This window comes from Antarcticimicrobium luteum, from assembly GCF_004358185.1.
GTDB lineage: Bacteria > Pseudomonadota > Alphaproteobacteria > Rhodobacterales > Rhodobacteraceae > Antarcticimicrobium > Antarcticimicrobium luteum.
On sequence record NZ_SMUV01000065.1, the window covers coordinates 74,485 to 90,766 of the forward strand.

Consider the following 16,282-nt stretch of genomic DNA (forward strand, 5'->3'; position numbering starts at 1 on the left):
CTTATGGAGCGCCACACGGCCGGCCCACGAAACCCATGGACATTTCATCCCCTTTTCCGGCTACTCTGGGCATCGAACACGGTTTCCCGGTCCGCCCGCCTGCGCGGCCGCCCGAGGAAACCGGACGAACAACCGGGAGAGCATGATGAGCCAGATCACCGTCTTTGGCGCGAAAAAGATCGTAACGATGGACCCCAGCCACCCGACCGCCACCCATGTGGCGGTGCGGGACGGGCATATCCTGGCCGTCGGCGGGCCCGACTGCGCCGATGCCTGGGGGCCGGTCACCCATGACGACAGCCTGTCCCACGCGGTGCTGTTGCCCGGTTTTGTCGAGGGGCACGCCCATATGATGGCCGGCGCGATGTGGAATATGACCTATGCCGGCTATCACGACCGGATCGACCCCGGCGGCACGCTGCACAAGGGGATGACCGACATCGATGCGGTGATCGACCGGCTGCGCGAACGGGCCGCCGCGCTGCCGCCGGGCGCGCCGCTGCTGGCCTGGGGCTTCGATCCGATCTTTCTGCCCACCGAGCGGCTGAGCCGCAAACACCTCGACTCGGTGGCCGGTGATCGCCCGGTGGCGGTGATGTTCTCCAACTTCCACCTGATGTGCGTGAACTCCGCCGCGCTGGAGCTGGCCGGCTATTCCCATGAGACCAATGCCGAGGGCGTGGTCAAAGGCCCCGATGGCGAGCCCACCGGCGAGTTGCAGGAAATGGCGGCGATGTTCCCGGTCATGCGCCGGGTCGGCATGGATTTCCGCGGCCTGTCGCAAAGCGCGCAGGCGATCCGTACCTATGCCGATGTCTGCCGTCTGGCCGGGGTGACCACGGTAACCGACCTCTATTCCCAGATGGAAGAGGACGATCTCGACACCCTGCTGGAGATCACCGGCGAACCCGGCTTTGGTGTGCGCCTGGTGCCGGCGCTGGGGGCGGCGGGCGCCCCGCCGGAGGAGACCGCGCAAAAGGCGCTGCGCCTGCGCGCGAAATCCACCGACAAGCTGCGCCTCGGCGCGGTCAAACTGATGACCGACGGCTCGATCCAGGGCTGGACCGCGCGGGTGAAATGGCCCGGCTATGTCGGCGGCCAGCCCAACGGCATCTGGAACACGCCGCCGGACATGATCCATATCCAGTGCGAGACCTTTCAGAGGCACGGGCTGCAGATGCATATCCATGTCAACGGCGACGAGGCCTCTTCTGTCGCGCTCGACGCGCTGGAAGCGGCGGCGCGCAAACATCCCTGGCCCGGTGCGCGTCACGTGCTGCAGCATTGCCAGATGATGGGGCCGGACCAGTTCCGCCGCTGCGCCGATCTCGGCGTCTGCAGCAATATCTTCTCCAACCACATCTGGTATTTCGGCGACCAGCATCTGGCGCTGACCGTCGGCAGGGATCGCGCCCTGCGCATGAATGCCGCGCGCTCCGCGCTGGACGCGGGGGTGCATGTGGCGCTGCATTCGGACGCGCCGGTGACCGCGATGGGCCCGCTGTTCACCGCCTGGGCGGCCGTCAACCGGCAGACGATGACCGACCGTGTGCTGGGCGAGGAACAGCGCATCACCGTATCCGAGGCGCTTTATGCCATCACCCTCGGGGCGGCCTATACGCTGCGGCTGGATGGCGAGATCGGCAGTATCGAGACTGGCAAGATCGCCGATTTCGCTGTGCTGGGCGAGGATCCCACCGCCGTTCCGCCCGCTCTGCTGAAGGATGTGCCGGTGCTGGGCACGGTGTCCGGCGGGATCGTGAACCTGTCATGACGCGCCTGCCGCTCACGGTGATCAGCGGCTATCTCGGCGCCGGCAAGACCACACTGATCAACCGGCTTCTGTCCGAGGACCACGGGCTGCGCCTGCTGGTGCTGGTCAACGATTTCGGCGCCATCAATATCGACGCCGCCCTGATCGAAACCAGCGATGACGACACCATCGCGCTGACCAATGGCTGCGTCTGCTGCACCATGGGGGCGGATCTGTTCATGGCGCTGGGCGATGCGCTGGACCGCAGGCCGCGCCCCGACCATCTGCTGGTCGAGGCCAGCGGCATCGCCGACCCCGCCGCCATCGCCAATGCGGCGATTGCCGAGCCGGAGCTGTCATATGCCGGCATCGTCACGCTGGTCGATGTGCTGAACGGTCCGGGCCTGCTGGACGATGCGCGGATCGCGCCGCAGCTCGAACAGCAGATCAGGGTGGCCGACCTGGTGTTTCTGACCAAGGGGGCGGCGCCCGACCCGGCCCTGCTGGACCGCCTCGGGCGTATCGGCGCGCGCAGCCCGCAGCCGTTGCCCGAAGACGGCCCGCTTGCGCCGCTGCTGTTTGGCATCCTGCCGCATCCGCAGGGACGCGCCGCCGCGCCGCACCCGGCCTATGTGCGCTGGCATCACGAAACCGACGCGGTGATCGGCCGCGCGGCGCTGGATGACAGGCTGACCGCGCGGCCCGAGGATCTCTATCGCCTCAAGGGGTTTGTCCTGACCGACGACGGCCCCTGCGAGGTGCAGGTGGTCGGCCGCAACGTGCAGGTCAAACGCGGCCGGGCCGAGCGGACCGCGCTGGTCGGCCTGGGCCTGACCGGGCGGATCACCACGCGGGACATCGAGGCCTGGTGGAGCGGCGCGCCGACCAGCTAGATCCGCGCACCGGCGCACCGGCGCAGCGCGCGGCACTGCCCGGCGGTGCCTCAGAAATCATGCTTGCGGATATTGCCCAGCATCTTGTGCAGCGTTCCGAGAAAAGCCCGCTGTTCGGCCTCGTCGATGCCCTCGAACATGCGGTCGTGGCTGGCGGCCATATGCGGCCACATCCGGTCGAACGCCGCCCGCCCGGACCGGGTCAGATAGATCCGGCTGGCGCGCTGGTCGTCCGGGTCGCTCTCGCGCCGCACCAGCCCCTCGGTGCACAGCGAGTCCACAGCGCGCGACAGGGTCGACTGTTCCACCACCGCATAGACGCCGAGCTGCGACAATTGCAGCCCGTCGATCACCGACAACACCGCCAGCGCCCGCATCTTGGCGGTGCTGAGCCCCAGCGCGGTCATCTCCCGCCGCAGATCGGCGTTGTACCGTCCCATGATCCGGTTCATCAGATAGGGGGCGAACCCGTTCAGCCCGACCTCGCCCAGCCAGGGGGTCCGGCCCGGATCGTCGCCCTCCGGCTGACCAATTGCCTCGTTCATGCACCCCGCCCTTCCGACTGCCTCTTGCTCTGATGTCTTTTTCCATGAATTTCCGGGTTACCGCAACAGCGTGCCGCAGACCACCTTGTCGCATGGCCCCGCGCCCGTGCGCTGCGGAGCAGGAAAAATAAACTTCCGTTTGCATGTATACTTGACGAATAAAAAGCATACTAATTACCCTGTCGATACGATGCGCGAAAAGATCCGCTTCGACCTGCAAACCACCGGCGCGCAGAGGGAGCGCACCCGTTTGCATGTATTGACAACCGCCGACACAGACGGCGGCACCTCCGTCCGAACGCCGGAGCCGCGCCGCCACCACAAACTCACAGGGAGAGGGTCCATGAAAAAACTAGCATTCGCCGCACTCGCGGCCTGCCTTGCCGGCGCGCCGGCGCTCGCCGAAGAGGTCACCCTGCGCGGGGTCAGCGCCTTTGCCGGCGGCACCACCTTTTCGCGGCCTTTCGAGGCCTTCGTTGCCCATGTGAACGAGATCGGCAAGGGCGTTGTGCAGATCGATTATGTCGGCGGGCCCGAGGCCGTGCCGCCGTTCGAGCTGGGCAATGCGGTCTCCGGCGGCGTCGTCGACATCGCCAACGACACCTCGGCGTTCTACACCAATCTGGTGCCCACCGGCGACGCGTTGCACCTGGCCACCAACACCGTACAGGAGCAGCGCGCGAACGGCTGTTTCGACAAGATCGACGCCATCCACCAGGAGCAGATGAATGCCAAGTTCCTCGCCCGTACCGGCGACAACGTGGCCTTTCACCTCTATCTGACCAAACCCATCGAGGGCCCGGACCTGAGCGGGCTGACCATCCGCACCACCCCGGTGTATCGCGCCATGTTCGAAGCCCTCGGCGCCACCTTGGTGCGCACCGCCCCGGGCGAGGTCTATACCGCGCTGGAGCGTGGCGCCATCGACGGCTATGGCTGGCCGTTGCAGGGGGTGATGGATCTGGGCTGGGACGAGCAGACCAAGTATCGCGTCGACCCCGGCTTTTATCAGGTCGATGTGAATATCCTGGTCAACCTCGACCGCTGGAACGGGATTTCGGATGAGGCCAGGGCGGTCCTGCAGCAGGCCGCCGAGTGGGTCGAGGCGAAGAACGCCGAGAATATCGCCATCAACGCCGAGGAGGCCTCCAAGCAGGCCGGAGCCGGAATCGAGGTGATCACCTTCTCGCCCGAGGATCAGGCCAAGTGGCTGGCCACCTCGCAAGAGGCCGGCTGGGCCGGTGTGGCCGCGGTGGATGCCGCGATCGCCGCGGATCTCAAGGCCTGCCTGGTCGAGTGACCCGCAATACGAAGGGGGCCTGACACCATGTCCAATCTGAACGCGCTGTTCGACGGCGTGCTCAAGGCCTGCGCGGCGCTGGCCGGAACCATCTTCGCGGCAATCGCGGCGATGATCTCGGTCAACGTCGTGCTTCGTAACCTGTTCGGCAGCCCGGTTTACGGGCTGCTGGACGCTGTGGAATACGGGCTGCTGGTGGCCACCTTCCTCGGCGCGCCCTGGGTGTTGTGGAAGCGCGGCCATGTCACCGTCGATCTGGTCACCGCCGCCCTTCCGGGCCGGCTGGCCGCGCCGCTGGCACGGCTGACGGCGCTGATCGGGCTGGCGGCCTGCGCGGCGCTGGTGCGCTATGCCGGCGAGGCGGCGCTGATCTCGGCGCAGCGTGGCTCGATGATCCGCACCGCCTTTGTCATTCCCGAATGGTGGGTACTGGCGGTGGCGCCGCTGGGCTTTGCGCTGCTGGCGCTGGAATTCCTGCGGCAGATGGTCGGGCGCGCCGACCGCGGCCGAATAACGGCGGGGCTTTAGACGCAATGGACTGGACCCTTGTTCTTGGCCTGATGCTGGGCGGACTGGCGCTGCTATTGCTGATGGGGCTGCCGGTGGCCTTTGCCTTTCTCACCGTCACCGTGATCGGCGCCTACGAGGTGCTGGGCGGCGAGCGCGGCGTTATGCAACTGGCCCGCAATGCGGTGCAATCCATCGCAAGTTTCCAGCTTGCTCCGATCCCGCTCTTCATCCTGATGGGCGAGCTTTTGTTCCAGACCGGCGTGGCCCATCGCGCCATCGACGCGGTCGACCGGGTGGTGACACGCATTCCCGGCCGCCTCGCGGTGGTCAGCGTCTTTGGCGGCACGCTGTTCGCGGCGCTGTCAGGATCGACCATCGCCAATACCGCCATGCTCGGCTCGACCCTGCTGCCGGGGATGCTGAAAAAGGGCTATGCGCCCACCATCGCCATGGGGCCGATCATGGCGTCGGGCGCAATCGCCATGCTGATCCCGCCCTCGGCGCTGGCGGTGCTGGTGGGCAGCCTCGCGGGCATTTCAATCGCCGGGCTGCTGATCGCCGGGGTGATCCCGGCGCTGCTGCTGTCAGTGCTCTTCGTGATCTGGATCGTCTGGCGGGTGACCCGCAATCCGTCCCTCGCGCCACCCGATCCGGGGGCCGAGGGGCTGACCCTGACCGAGCGTTGGGGGCCGTTCCTGCGCTATGTCGCGCCGCTGTCGCTGGTCTTCGCGGTGGTGATCGGCAGCCTGCTGGCGGGCATCGCCACGCCGACCGAAAGCGCCGCGCTCGGCTCGGTGGCGGCGCTGGCGCTGGGCGCCGGATACCGCGCGCTGAGCTGGAAAAAGCTGCAGTCGGCCCTTACCGAAACGGTCAAACTGTCGGTGATGATCCTCTTCATCATCCTGATTTCGCAGACCTTTGCCCAGGTGCTGTCGTTCTCGGGGGCCACCAACGGGGTGATCCGCGCCGTCCAGGGCATCGGCCTCGACCCGGTGCAGGTGCTGGTCGGCATGATCGTGATCCTGCTGATCATGGGCTGCTTCGTCGACCAGGTTTCGATGCTGATGGTCACGGTGCCGATTTTCGTGCCGCTGGCCAAGGCGGCGGGGATCGATCCGCTGGTGCTGGGCGTCGTCTATCTGCTGACGATGGAGATCGGGCTCCTGACGCCGCCGTTTGGCCTCATCCTCTTCGTGATGCGCGGCGTCGCCCCGCCCGAGATCCGGATGTCCACCATCTATGCCTCGATCCTGCCTTTCGTGGCGATCAAGCTGCTGGTGCTCGCCCTCATCGTCTGGCAGCCTGCGCTGGGCACATGGCTGCCATCGATGATCGGGCGCTGAACCACAAGGACCGGTAATGACGACAGAAATCCAGATCTATGGCCGCGGCCGGATGCCGCCGCGGCTGGAACAGCGGCTGAGCGATCATTTCACCCTGCATTGCGACGCCGCCCCGGCCCCGTCCGGGGACTGGTTCGCGCGGCATGGGGACCAGATCCGCGGGATGACCAATGCCAGCGCCGCGCCGCTGACCGGCGCCCTGATGGACCGGCTGCCGAAGCTCGAGATCATCTCCGGCCTCGGGGTCGGGTATGACGGGATCGACGTGGCCGCCGCCCGGGCGCGCGGGATCATCGTCACCCACACCCCCGATGTTCTGAACGCCGATGTGGCCAACTACGCGCTGCTCCTGCTGCTGGCGGCCAGCCGCGATCTGCTGTTTCAGGATGCCTATGCCCGGTCCGGCCGCTGGGCGCGCGACGGGCAGGCCCCGCTCACCTCCACGCTGGAGGGGCGCAGCATCGGCATCGTCGGGCTGGGCCGCATCGGGCGGACGCTGGCGAAGAAGCTGGAGATCTTCGGCGGCCCGATCCTTTATCACGGGCGCCGGGAGCAGCCGGAGGTTCCGTACGAATTCTGCCCCGATCTGTGCGAAATGGCGCGGCGCTGCACCGCGCTGATCCTGTGCCTGCCGGGCGGCGCCGGCACCGACCGGCTGATCGGTACAAAGGTTCTGGACGCGCTGGGCCCGGAGGGCATCCTGGTCAATGTCGCGCGCGGTTCGGTGGTGGATCAGCCCGCCCTGATCGCAGCGCTGGAAGAGGGGCGGTTGGGCCGCGCCGCGCTGGACGTGTTCGAGGAGGAACCGGCGGTGCCGCAGACGCTGTGCGACAGCGACCGGGTGATCCTGTCGCCCCATGCCGCCAGCGCCACGGTCGAGACCCGGACAGCCATGTTCGATCTGACCGCAGACAACCTGATCGCCCATTTCCGCGACGGCGCCCCGAAGACGCCGGTGCCGGAATGCCGGGACATGATCCGCCGCTAGTCCTGCTGCTCAAGCTGCGCCAGCAGCGTCTCGAGAATCGGCTTGATGCGTTCGGCGTCCTCGCCGCCGAGCGCGTCGAGGATCCGCGCCTCATGGGCCCGGGCATCGACGATCAACTCATGCGCCAGATCCCGGCCCATCCCGGTCAGAAACACCCGGACCCGGCGCCTGTCCTCGGGATCCGAGCGGCGGCTGACCAGCCCGCGTTCAACCATCTGATCGATGATTCGCGTCAGCCGCGACTGCTCCATCAGCGACAGCCGCGCCAGCCGCGTCACCATCGCCCCATCCTCATCCGCGAGACAGGCCAGCACCCGCCATTCCGGCACCCGCAGACCTGCCGCGCGGGCATGTGCGTGAAACTCGGAACTCGCCCGTTCGCTGACCGCCGCCAGCAGATAGAGCAAATAGGATGTGACAAATGGTTGATCTGAACGCTTATTTTCTAGACTTCTCATACAACTATGCCGTGTTTCACCTGAATGGATTAGGCCGCGACCGTCGAAAGGTCAAGAAAAGGCTTGACCGATTTTATATGAATTTTCATATTAATTCCACAGGGAGTGCAAAAGCGTGACTCAAGAGCTCATCATCGACGGTATCCGCGACGAGACGGACACCATCCGGGAATTTACCCTGCGTGCCGCAGATGATGGCGCGCTGCCCGCGCATGGCGCCGGGGCGCATCTGAAATTCGACCTCGGCGCAATCGGTACGCGGTCCTATTCGCTGATCGACTGGCCCGGCGATGCCCCGGGCACCCTGCGCATCGCCGTCCAGCGCGAGGACGGCGGCCAGGGCGGCTCGCGCCATATGCACAGCCTGCAGCCTGGCGACCGCCTGCGCGCCGAGACGCCCGACAACGATTTCCCCCTTGGCGCGCATGACGGCCCGGCGCTGCTGCTGGCCGGCGGCATCGGCATCACACCGTTGATTTCGATGGCCAGCGCGCTCGACGCCGCCGGGCGTCCCTTTGCGCTGCACTACTGCGCGCGCTCGCGCGGCGTTATGGGATTTGCGGATGCCCTCGCCTCGGCCTTCGGCGACCGTGTCGGTTTTCATTTTGACGATGAAACCCCGCTCGACCTTGCCACGCTGTTCGCCGGCCTCGACCCGGCCACCCATCTCTATGTCTGCGGCCCGAAGGGCATGATCGAGGCCGCCCGCGCCGCCGCCAACGCCGCCGGCCTGCCCGACGCGCAGATCCATTTCGAACTGTTCACCACACCGCAGCCGCAGGACGGCGACACCGCCTTTGAGGTCGAGATCGCCTCGACCGGCCAGGTCTTCACCGTCCCGCCGGGCCGCACCATCATCGAGGTGCTGGAGGACGGCGGCCTCGATCTGATCTATGATTGCCAGCGCGGCGATTGCGGCATCTGCCAGACCGAGGTGCTGGAGGGCACCCCCGATCACCGCGACGTGGTCCTGTCGGATGCGGAAAAGGCCGAAGGAAAACTCATGCAGATCTGCGTCAGCCGCGCCAAATCCGCGAAACTGGTCCTCGACCTGTAAGGAAAGGAGCCCGCCATGCCAGCCGCCACGCCAGCCTATACCGCCGACACCGTTACCGATCTGGTTCAGCCGCATCAGGTCCACCGCGATGTCTATACCGATCCCGAGGTCTACCGGCTGGAGATGAAGCACCTTTTCGCCAACACCTGGGTGTTTGTCGGCCACGACAGCCAGACGCCGAACAAGGGCGATTATTACACCACGCAAATCGGCGACCAGCCGGTGATCCAGGTGCGCCACAGCAACGGAGAGATCTGCGTTCTCTACAACCGCTGCCCGCACAAGGGCACCAAGATCGCCATCGACCGGACCGGCAACACCGGCAAGTTCTTTCGCTGCCCCTATCACGCCTGGTCGTTCAAGACCGACGGATGCCTTTTGGCGATCCCGCTGAAAAAGGGCTATGAGGGCACCGGACTGGACCAGACCCAGAACGGCAAGGGCATGAAGGCGGTGGGCGCGGTGAAGAATTACCGCGGCTTCATCTTTGCCCGGCTGGCCGAAGATGGCATTTCTTTCGAGGAGTTCTTCGGCGACAGCCTGTCCTCGCTCGACAACATGGTCGACCGCTCGCCGGCCGGCCGGCTGGAGGTCGCCGGCCCGCCGCTGCGCTACATGCACCAGTGCAACTGGAAAATGCTGGTCGAGAACCAGACCGACACCTGCCACCCGATGGTGGCGCATGAATCCAGTGCCGGCACCGCGGTCAAGATATTCGAGGACATGGACTGGCCCGAGGACAAGCCCAAGCCGATGGCGATGGAGATCATCGCGCCCTTCATGTCGCCCTATGAATTCTTCGAGAACATGGGCATCCGCACCTGGCCCAACGGCCACGGCCATACCGGCGTGCACCATTCGATCCATTCCGACTATTCCGCCATCCCCGGCTATTTAGAACAGATGGTCGAAGCCTATGGCGAAGAGAAGGCCAAGCAGATCCTGGGCGAGAACCGCCACAACACCGTCTATTTCCCCAACATCATGATCAAGGGGCCGATCCAGCAGCTGCGCAACTTCATCCCGCTGGGGCCGGACAAGACGCTGGTGGAAAGCTATATCTACCGGCTGGTCGATGCGCCCGATCAACTGCTGGCGCGCACCGCGATGTATAACCGGCTGATCAACGCGCCGACCTCGATGGTGGGCCATGACGATCTGGAAATGTACGAGCGCGCGCAGGAGGGGCTGGCGGCAGACGGCATGGAATGGGTCAACATCCAGCGACTTTATGAGGAAGGCGAGGATTTCGACCAGGAGGCGGTCGAAAACGGCACCACCGAACGGCAGATGCGCAACCAGTTTCACGCCTGGGTCAAATTCATGTCGCCCCAGCCCGCAACCGAACAAGCGGAGGCCGCAGAATGAGCTTTCCCAGCCGCGACGAGCTGATCGACTTCATCTACGACGAGGCCCGCATGCTGGACGAGGGCCGGTTTACCGAATGGCTCGATCTGTGGATGCCCGAGGGGGTCTATTGGATGCCGCTCGACTACAAGCAGACCGATCCGGACCTCGTGACATCGCTGCTCCACGAGGATCAGTTCATGCTGCGCCTGCGGGTCGAGCGTCTGAACGGCGCGCGCACGTTCAGCCAGAAACCGAAAAGCCGCTGTCACCATGTGATCCAGCGCCCCTTTGTCGACGAGATGGACCCAGGCGCCAACCGATATGTGACCAACACCAACATGCATTATGTCGAAACCCGGCTCGACGATCAGTTCCTGCTGGCGATCACCGCCACCCATGATCTGACCGTTGTCGACGGCAAGATTCGCATCGCGGGCAAGCGCGTCGATCTGCTGAACTCCGACGCCGCCTTCGGCAATATCCAGCTTCTGCCGTGAGACCATCATGAAACTGAGCGATTTCGACAGCGTCTATGATGCCTTCGCCGCCGCCGCCCGCCGCTGGCCCGCGCGGCCGATGCTGAACGTGCTTGAGGCAACCGCGCGGGTCTATGGCATCGCGGCGGGTGAGATCCCCTATGGCGCGGCGCTGGCGCAGGTCGATGCGCTGGCCGAGAGGTTTACCGCCGCCGGCTACGGGCCGGGCATGCGGGTGGCGCTGCTGCTGGAGAACCGCCCCTCGTTCTTCCTGACCTGGCTGGCGCTGAACCGGCTGGGCGCCTCGGTGGTGCCGATCAACCCCGACCTGCGCGCGGCGGAGCTGGAGTATCTCATCGGCCACGCCGAACCGGCGCTGATCGTGGCGATCCCGGCGCGGGCCGATGAATTGCGCGCGGCGGCCGAGGCGGCGGGTATCGCGCTGAGCGTCATCGCCCCGGACGAGGCGCCCCCTGCCCCGCGCCCCGGTGCCGAAGTGGCCGACGCGGCAGAGGGCCCGGCGCGAGAGGCGGCCGTGCTCTATACCTCGGGCACCACCGGCCAGCCCAAGGGCTGCGTGCTGTCCAATACCTATTTCCTCGACTCCGGCGACTGGTACGCAGGCCTTGGCGGGATCGCGGCGCTTTCCGAGGATGGCGAGCGGATGATCACCCCGCTGCCGATCTTTCACATGAACGCGATGGCCTGTTCCTTCCCGGTGATGATCGCCGTGGGTGGCTGCCTGACCGCCCTCGACCGGTTCCATCCGCGCAGCTGGTGGGACGACGTGCGCGCCGCCCGCGCCACCTGCCTGCATTACCTGGGCGTGATGCCCTCGATGCTGATGGGCGCACCGGAAGGTGCCAGCGACCGGGATCATTCGGTGCGCTTCGGCTTCGGCGCCGGGGTCGATCCGAAGTTGCAGGCCGATTTCGAGGCGCGCTTCGGCTTTCCGCTGGTCGAGGCCTGGGCGATGACCGAAACCGGCGCCGGTGCGGCGATCTCGGCCCATACCGAAGACCGGTTGGTGGGCCAAGCCTGCCTCGGCCACCCGACCGAGGCGGTGGAGCTGCGCATCGTCGATGATGCCGGGGCGGACGTTGCCCCGGGCCAGCCGGGCGAATTGCTGATCCGCCGCTCCGGCCCCGACCCGCGCCTCGGCTTCTTTACCTGCTATTACAAGAACCCCGAGGCCACGGCAGAGGCCTGGGAAGGCGGCTATTTCCACACCGGCGACATCGTGCGGCAACAAGCGGACGGCAATATGTTCTTCGTCGATCGCAAGAAGAACGTGATCCGCCGTTCGGGCGAGAATATCGCGGCGGTCGAGGTGGAATCGGTGCTGATGCGCCACCCGGAGATCACCGCCGCCGGCGTCGCCCCGGTGCCGGACCCGGTGCGCGGGGACGAGGTTTTCGCCTGCCTCGCCGTCGCCGACCCCTCGCCGGAAAAGGCGCAGCAGATCGCGCAATGGGCGCTGACCCAAATGGCCTATTACAAGGTGCCCGGCTACATCGCCTTCGTCGACACGCTGCCGCTGACCGCCACCCAGAAGATCCAGCGTGCCGCGTTGAAAACGCTTGCCACAGAGCTTCTGGCGGCGGGCAAGGCGCATGACACCACCGCGCTGAAGAAACGGCAGGTGGCCTGATGGCGCGGCTGGGCTATGACGGGGTGGTGGTGACGGCGCCGGTCTCGGTGCCCTACGAGCGCTATTCCATCGAGACCGCCCATTGGTGGATCGCCCGCGCCCTGCGCGGCACCCTGCAAGCGGCCGGGCTGAAACCGGCCGAGCTGGACGGCTTCACCGTCTCCAGCTTCACGCTCTTCCCCGATACCGCCGTGGGGCTGACCCAGCATCTGGGCCTGTGCCCGCGTTGGCTGGACCATATCCCCATGGGCGGGGCGAGCGGCGTGATCGCCCTGCGCCGGGCCGCCCGGGCGGTACAGGCGGGGGACGCCGATATCGTCGCCTGCGTCGCCGGCGACACCAACCATATCGACAGTTTCCGCAGCCTTCTGTCCAGCTTCTCGCGCTTTGCCTCGGATGCCTCCTACCCCTATGGCTATGGCGGACCGAACGCGAATTTTGCCCTTTTGACAGACCGTTACATGCAGGACTTTAACGCAACGCGTGAGGATTTCGGCCGCATCTGCGTGGCACAGCGCGACAATGCCCTGCGCAACCTGAATGCGGTGATGAAAAAGCCGCTGACGATGGAGGCCTATCTGAACGCCCGCCCCATTGCCGACCCCATCGCGCTCTATGACTGCGTGATGCCCTGCGCCGGGGCCGAGGCCTTTCTGGTGATGCGCGAGGAGGAGGCGATAAAACGCAACCTCCCCTTCGCCCGCATCAAGGGTACCATCGAACGCCACAACGCCCATGCCGGGAACCCGATCCAGTTGCGCGGCGGCTGGACCCTCGACGTGGACGATCTTTACGGCATGGCCCAATGCGCGCCCGAGGATATGGACCTGGTGCAGACCTATGACGATTACCCGGTGATCTCGATGATGCAGATCGAGGATCTTGGGTTCTGCGACAAGGGCGGCGCGCCGGAGTTCCTGCGGGGCCGCGACATGACGGTGACCGGGGATTTCCCGCATAACACCAACGGCGGCCAGCTTTCGGCCGGCCAGGCCGGCGCGGCGGGCGGTTTCATCGGGCTGGTCGAGGCGATCCGCCAGGTCACCTGGACCGCCGAGGGCACACAGGTGCCGGGCGCGCGGCGCGCCCTCGTCTCCGGCTTTGGCATGATCAACTACGACCGCGGCGTCTGTTCCGCCGCCGCCATTCTGGAGGGCGCCGCATGACCGATCCGTTGCAGCCCCCGGTCAAGAAGAACCCGCAAAAGCGCACCGTTTCGCCCACCCGTCCGCCCGAAAGCCGCAGCCGCGCCGCGCTGGGCCTGACGGCGGCGGCGGCCGAGGGGCGCTTTGCCCTGCAATGCTGCGCCGAGTGTGGCGCGGTGCAATATCCGCCGCGCGACGCCTGCTGCGCCTGCCTGTCCGTGGCGCTGGACTGGCGCGATGTTTCGCCCAAAGGCCAACTCATCGCCGAGACCCGCATCCGCGCCACCACCAGCCTCTATTTCCGCGACCGGCTGCCCTGGCGGACCGGCACCGTGCAGCTGGACGTCGGGCCATCGGTGATTTGCCATGTGCATGGCGAATGCGAAAAAGGTGCGCGGGTGGAACTGTGGAACCGGCTCGACCGCGCCGGACAGGGGGTGCTGATCGCGGTCCCCGAGGAAAGGACTCCGAACATGCAGGACGACCCGCAACTGCGCGCGATGACCTCCGACCCCAAGCACCGCCGGGTGCTGATCACCGACGGGCGCGCCCCCAACGCCCCGGCACTGACCAAGGCATTGCTGGCCGCCGGCGCCGCGAGCGTGTTCCTCGGCGAGGGAGAGACCTGGCGCCCCTATCCAGAACGCACCGCGCTGGAGGCGCTGGGGGTCGAGTTTCTGCCGCTCGACGTCACTGACACCTCCTCGGTCAATCGCATGGCCTCGGAATACGGCGGCAAGGTGGACATCCTGATCAACAATGCCCGCTTTTTGCGCCCCGGCGGCGTGCTGGCGCGCGGCGACACCGGGTTCGCGCGGGACGAGATCGAGGTGAATTACCTGGGGTTGATGCGGCTGGCCCAGGCCTTTGGCCCGGCGATGTGCGGACGCACCGGCGACGGGGTGAATTCCGCCGTCGCATGGGTCAATATCCTTGCCGCAACATCGCTTTCCAACAGCCCGGAAATGGGGTGTTTTTCCGCCTCGCAGGCCGCCGCACGGGCGCTGAGCCAAAGCCTGCGCGGCGAATTCCGCACCTCAGGCCTCAGGGTGATGAACGTCTATGTCGGCCCCACCGAGGACGACTGGCACCAGCCGCTGCCGCCGCCCAAGGTGGCGCCGGGCGCGCTGGCCCGCGATGTGGTCTCCGGTCTGAGGAACGGCCTGGAGGATGTCTACTGCGGCGATGTGGCGAAGGACATGTCCCTTAAATTCGCTCGTGATCCCAAGGTATTGGAACGCGAACTTACCATGGGAGGTGAGACATGACCGCCCTTGCGAACCTCGCCGCGGCGCTGGCCGGCGGCGACGTCGAGGTGATCGACCTCACCCATACGCTCGACCCGGATTTCCCGGTGATCGTGCTGCCCCCCGAATTCGGCCAATGCGCCCGGTTCCGCATGGAAGAGATCAGCGCCTATGACCACCGCGGCCCGGGCTGGAAATGGCACAACATCTCCATGTCCGAACACACCGGCACCCATTTCGACGCCCCCTGCCACTGGGTCTCGGGGCGCGACCTGCCACAATCGGCGGTGGACGAGATCCCGGTGGACCGTTTCGTCGGCCCGGTGGTGGTAATCGACTGTTCGGCGCAATCGGCGCAAGACCCGGACTTCCTGATGACCCCCGCGCATATCGAGGCCTGGGAGACCGAACATGACCGCATCCCGGAGGATGCCTGGGTGCTGATGCGCTCCGACTGGTCGAAGAAATCCGGCGCCGCCTACCTGAATATGGCCGACGACGGCCCGCATTCCCCGGGGCCGTCCCCCGAGGCGATCCGCTTCCTGATCGAAGAGCGCAACATCCTCGGCTTCGGCACCGAAACCGTGGGCACCGACGCCGGTCAGGGCATGCATCTGAGCCCGCCTTATCCTGCCCATTTCCTGCTGCACGGCGCGGGCAAATACGGGCTGCAATGCCTCTGCGGCCTCGACCGCCTTCCGCCCACCGGCGCGATATTGATGGCCGCGCCGCTGAAGATCCGCAACGGCACCGGCAGCCCGCTCCGGGTGCTCGCTCTCGTCGAAAAGGACAGCGCATGACCGATTACACCGCCGTCATCACCGGGGCGTCGAAGGGCATCGGCGCCGATCTGGCCCAAAGGCTGCTGGAGCGCGGCTATCGGGTGATCTCGATCGCCCGCCACGACCCGGAGTTCACCCACGACAACCTGCTCAGCGTCACCTGCGACCTGCTCGACCCCAAGGCGGTGGCGCAGGCCGCAACCGACATCGGCGCCGTGCATGAGGTCACCCATTTCATCCACAATGCAGGGCTGATCTGGCCCAATCTGCTGGAGGAAGCAAAACCAGAAGACCTTCTGGGCCTGACCCAGATCCACCTCGGCAGCGCGCTGACGCTGCTGCAATCCTTCCTGCCGGCGATGAAGGCGCGCCGCTTTGGCCGCGTCGTATTCAACGGCTCGCGCGCCGCCCTCGGCGTGCCGACCCGCACCGCCTATTCGGCGACCAAGGCGGGGATGATCGGCATGGCCCGCACCTGGGCGCTGGAACTGGCGCCGCACGGGATCACCGTCAACGTGGTCGCGCCCGGCCCGGTGCGCACCGACAATTTTTGGGGTATCATCGACAAGGACAGCGAACAGGAGGCTGCGCTGGCCGCACGACTCCCCGTCGGACGGCTGGGCGAGGTCCGCGACATCTCAAACGCCTTTTTGTTCTTCTGCGATCCCGAGAACGGCTTTGTCACTGGCCAGACGCTCTATGTTTGTGGCGGCGCCAGTATCGGAACCCTGCAATTGTGAGGGGGGAGCCAAAGGATATTTGCGTTTGTTAACCCGTGCCCCGA

The 16,282-nt window shown here is 66.2% G+C and carries 16 protein-coding genes; 14 read left to right on the forward strand and 2 right to left on the reverse strand.

The annotated features are described in order from the left end of the window. Window positions 1-145: 145 nt before the first annotated feature. Together E1832_RS11110 and E1832_RS11115 are read left to right on the forward strand one after the other, a co-directional pair. Entirely contained in the window at window positions 146-1,774 is a 1,629-nt protein-coding gene (locus E1832_RS11110) for an amidohydrolase (protein ID WP_133359819.1), read from the forward strand. Continuing rightward, complete coding sequence (locus tag E1832_RS11115; RefSeq protein ID WP_133359820.1) at window positions 1,771-2,646, forward strand: CobW family GTP-binding protein; 876 nt, start codon at window positions 1,771-1,773, stop codon at window positions 2,644-2,646. The genes E1832_RS11110 and E1832_RS11115 overlap by 4 nt, the downstream gene beginning before the upstream one ends. A gap of 50 nt (window positions 2,647-2,696) precedes the next feature. On the opposite strand, the gene E1832_RS11120 is transcribed toward E1832_RS11115, so the two are convergent. Beyond that, the gene (locus E1832_RS11120) at window positions 2,697-3,191 is read right to left on the reverse strand and encodes a MarR family winged helix-turn-helix transcriptional regulator (protein ID WP_133359821.1); all 495 of its coding nucleotides are present in this window, start codon (window positions 3,189-3,191) and stop codon (window positions 2,697-2,699) included. Between the two features lie 343 nt (window positions 3,192-3,534). Here E1832_RS11120 and dctP point away from each other — a divergent pair, with 343 nt between their 5' ends. The 4 genes from dctP to E1832_RS11140 are packed head-to-tail and all read left to right on the forward strand — an operon-like array spanning window position 3,535 to window position 7,332. Then, window positions 3,535-4,491, forward strand: a complete 957-nt coding sequence (gene dctP / locus E1832_RS11125) for a TRAP transporter substrate-binding protein DctP (protein ID WP_133359822.1) — start codon at window positions 3,535-3,537, stop codon at window positions 4,489-4,491. Between the two features lie 27 nt (window positions 4,492-4,518). Then, a complete protein-coding gene (locus tag E1832_RS11130) occupies window positions 4,519-5,019 on the forward strand; it encodes a TRAP transporter small permease (protein WP_133359823.1) in 501 nt (166 codons plus the stop codon). 5 nt (window positions 5,020-5,024) lie between these two features. Continuing rightward, the gene (locus tag E1832_RS11135; protein WP_133359824.1) at window positions 5,025-6,344 is read left to right on the forward strand and encodes a TRAP transporter large permease; all 1,320 of its coding nucleotides are present in this window, start codon (window positions 5,025-5,027) and stop codon (window positions 6,342-6,344) included. Between the two features lie 16 nt (window positions 6,345-6,360). After that, window positions 6,361-7,332 carry a 2-hydroxyacid dehydrogenase gene (locus E1832_RS11140; RefSeq protein ID WP_133359825.1) on the forward strand — a complete coding sequence of 324 codons (972 nt, stop codon included), beginning with the start codon at window positions 6,361-6,363 and terminating at the stop codon, window positions 7,330-7,332. Here E1832_RS11140 and E1832_RS11145 read toward each other — a convergent pair. Continuing rightward, window positions 7,329-7,739, reverse strand: coding sequence for a MarR family winged helix-turn-helix transcriptional regulator (locus E1832_RS11145; RefSeq protein ID WP_245513952.1), 411 nt, complete (start codon window positions 7,737-7,739; stop codon window positions 7,329-7,331). The genes E1832_RS11140 and E1832_RS11145 overlap by 4 nt on opposite strands. 166 nt (window positions 7,740-7,905) lie before the next feature. On the opposite strand from E1832_RS11145, the gene E1832_RS11150 reads away from it, so the two are divergent. Genes E1832_RS11150 through E1832_RS11185 form a run of 8 tightly spaced genes read left to right on the forward strand, consistent with a single transcriptional unit; the run spans window position 7,906 to window position 16,238 of the window. Beyond that, complete coding sequence (locus E1832_RS11150) at window positions 7,906-8,847, forward strand: PDR/VanB family oxidoreductase (RefSeq protein WP_133359827.1); 942 nt, start codon at window positions 7,906-7,908, stop codon at window positions 8,845-8,847. A gap of 15 nt (window positions 8,848-8,862) precedes the next feature. Then, window positions 8,863-10,215: an aromatic ring-hydroxylating dioxygenase subunit alpha gene (locus tag E1832_RS11155; protein WP_133359828.1), complete on the forward strand. Its 1,353-nt coding sequence runs from the start codon at window positions 8,863-8,865 to the stop codon at window positions 10,213-10,215. Beyond that, window positions 10,212-10,694: an aromatic-ring-hydroxylating dioxygenase subunit beta gene (locus E1832_RS11160; RefSeq protein ID WP_133359829.1), complete on the forward strand. Its 483-nt coding sequence runs from the start codon at window positions 10,212-10,214 to the stop codon at window positions 10,692-10,694. The genes E1832_RS11155 and E1832_RS11160 overlap by 4 nt, the downstream gene beginning before the upstream one ends. Window positions 10,695-10,701: 7 nt before the next feature. After that, window positions 10,702-12,324 carry an AMP-binding protein gene (locus E1832_RS11165; protein ID WP_133359830.1) on the forward strand — a complete coding sequence of 541 codons (1,623 nt, stop codon included), beginning with the start codon at window positions 10,702-10,704 and terminating at the stop codon, window positions 12,322-12,324. Further along, window positions 12,324-13,490 (forward strand): thiolase family protein, encoded by a 1,167-nt coding sequence (locus tag E1832_RS11170; RefSeq protein ID WP_133359831.1) that lies wholly within the window; start codon window positions 12,324-12,326, stop codon window positions 13,488-13,490. Before E1832_RS11165 ends, E1832_RS11170 begins: the two co-directional genes overlap by 1 nt. Then, window positions 13,487-14,737 carry an SDR family NAD(P)-dependent oxidoreductase gene (locus E1832_RS11175; RefSeq protein WP_133359832.1) on the forward strand — a complete coding sequence of 417 codons (1,251 nt, stop codon included), beginning with the start codon at window positions 13,487-13,489 and terminating at the stop codon, window positions 14,735-14,737. Before E1832_RS11170 ends, E1832_RS11175 begins: the two co-directional genes overlap by 4 nt. Then, complete coding sequence (locus tag E1832_RS11180; protein WP_133359833.1) at window positions 14,734-15,516, forward strand: cyclase family protein; 783 nt, start codon at window positions 14,734-14,736, stop codon at window positions 15,514-15,516. The genes E1832_RS11175 and E1832_RS11180 overlap by 4 nt, the downstream gene beginning before the upstream one ends. Beyond that, window positions 15,513-16,238 (forward strand): SDR family NAD(P)-dependent oxidoreductase, encoded by a 726-nt coding sequence (locus E1832_RS11185; protein WP_133359834.1) that lies wholly within the window; start codon window positions 15,513-15,515, stop codon window positions 16,236-16,238. Before E1832_RS11180 ends, E1832_RS11185 begins: the two co-directional genes overlap by 4 nt. The last annotated feature ends 44 nt before the right edge of the window (window positions 16,239-16,282 follow it).

Excerpts from the sequence above, each read along its gene's own strand:
- E1832_RS11110 (WP_133359819.1), top strand. The coding sequence starts at position 146 with ATGAGCCAGATCACCGTCTTTGGCGCGAAAAAGATCGTAACGATGGAC.
- E1832_RS11115 (WP_133359820.1), top strand. The coding sequence starts at position 1,771 with ATGACGCGCCTGCCGCTCACGGTGATCAGCGGCTATCTCGGCGCCGGC.
- E1832_RS11120 (WP_133359821.1), bottom strand. The coding sequence starts at position 3,191 with ATGAACGAGGCAATTGGTCAGCCGGAGGGCGACGATCCGGGCCGGACC.
- dctP (WP_133359822.1), top strand. The coding sequence starts at position 3,535 with ATGAAAAAACTAGCATTCGCCGCACTCGCGGCCTGCCTTGCCGGCGCG.
- E1832_RS11130 (WP_133359823.1), top strand. The coding sequence starts at position 4,519 with ATGTCCAATCTGAACGCGCTGTTCGACGGCGTGCTCAAGGCCTGCGCG.
- E1832_RS11135 (WP_133359824.1), top strand. The coding sequence starts at position 5,025 with ATGGACTGGACCCTTGTTCTTGGCCTGATGCTGGGCGGACTGGCGCTG.
- E1832_RS11140 (WP_133359825.1), top strand. The coding sequence starts at position 6,361 with ATGACGACAGAAATCCAGATCTATGGCCGCGGCCGGATGCCGCCGCGG.
- E1832_RS11155 (WP_133359828.1), top strand. The coding sequence starts at position 8,863 with ATGCCAGCCGCCACGCCAGCCTATACCGCCGACACCGTTACCGATCTG.
- E1832_RS11160 (WP_133359829.1), top strand. The coding sequence starts at position 10,212 with ATGAGCTTTCCCAGCCGCGACGAGCTGATCGACTTCATCTACGACGAG.
- E1832_RS11165 (WP_133359830.1), top strand. The coding sequence starts at position 10,702 with ATGAAACTGAGCGATTTCGACAGCGTCTATGATGCCTTCGCCGCCGCC.
- E1832_RS11170 (WP_133359831.1), top strand. The coding sequence starts at position 12,324 with ATGGCGCGGCTGGGCTATGACGGGGTGGTGGTGACGGCGCCGGTCTCG.
- E1832_RS11175 (WP_133359832.1), top strand. The coding sequence starts at position 13,487 with ATGACCGATCCGTTGCAGCCCCCGGTCAAGAAGAACCCGCAAAAGCGC.
- E1832_RS11180 (WP_133359833.1), top strand. The coding sequence starts at position 14,734 with ATGACCGCCCTTGCGAACCTCGCCGCGGCGCTGGCCGGCGGCGACGTC.
- E1832_RS11185 (WP_133359834.1), top strand. The coding sequence starts at position 15,513 with ATGACCGATTACACCGCCGTCATCACCGGGGCGTCGAAGGGCATCGGC.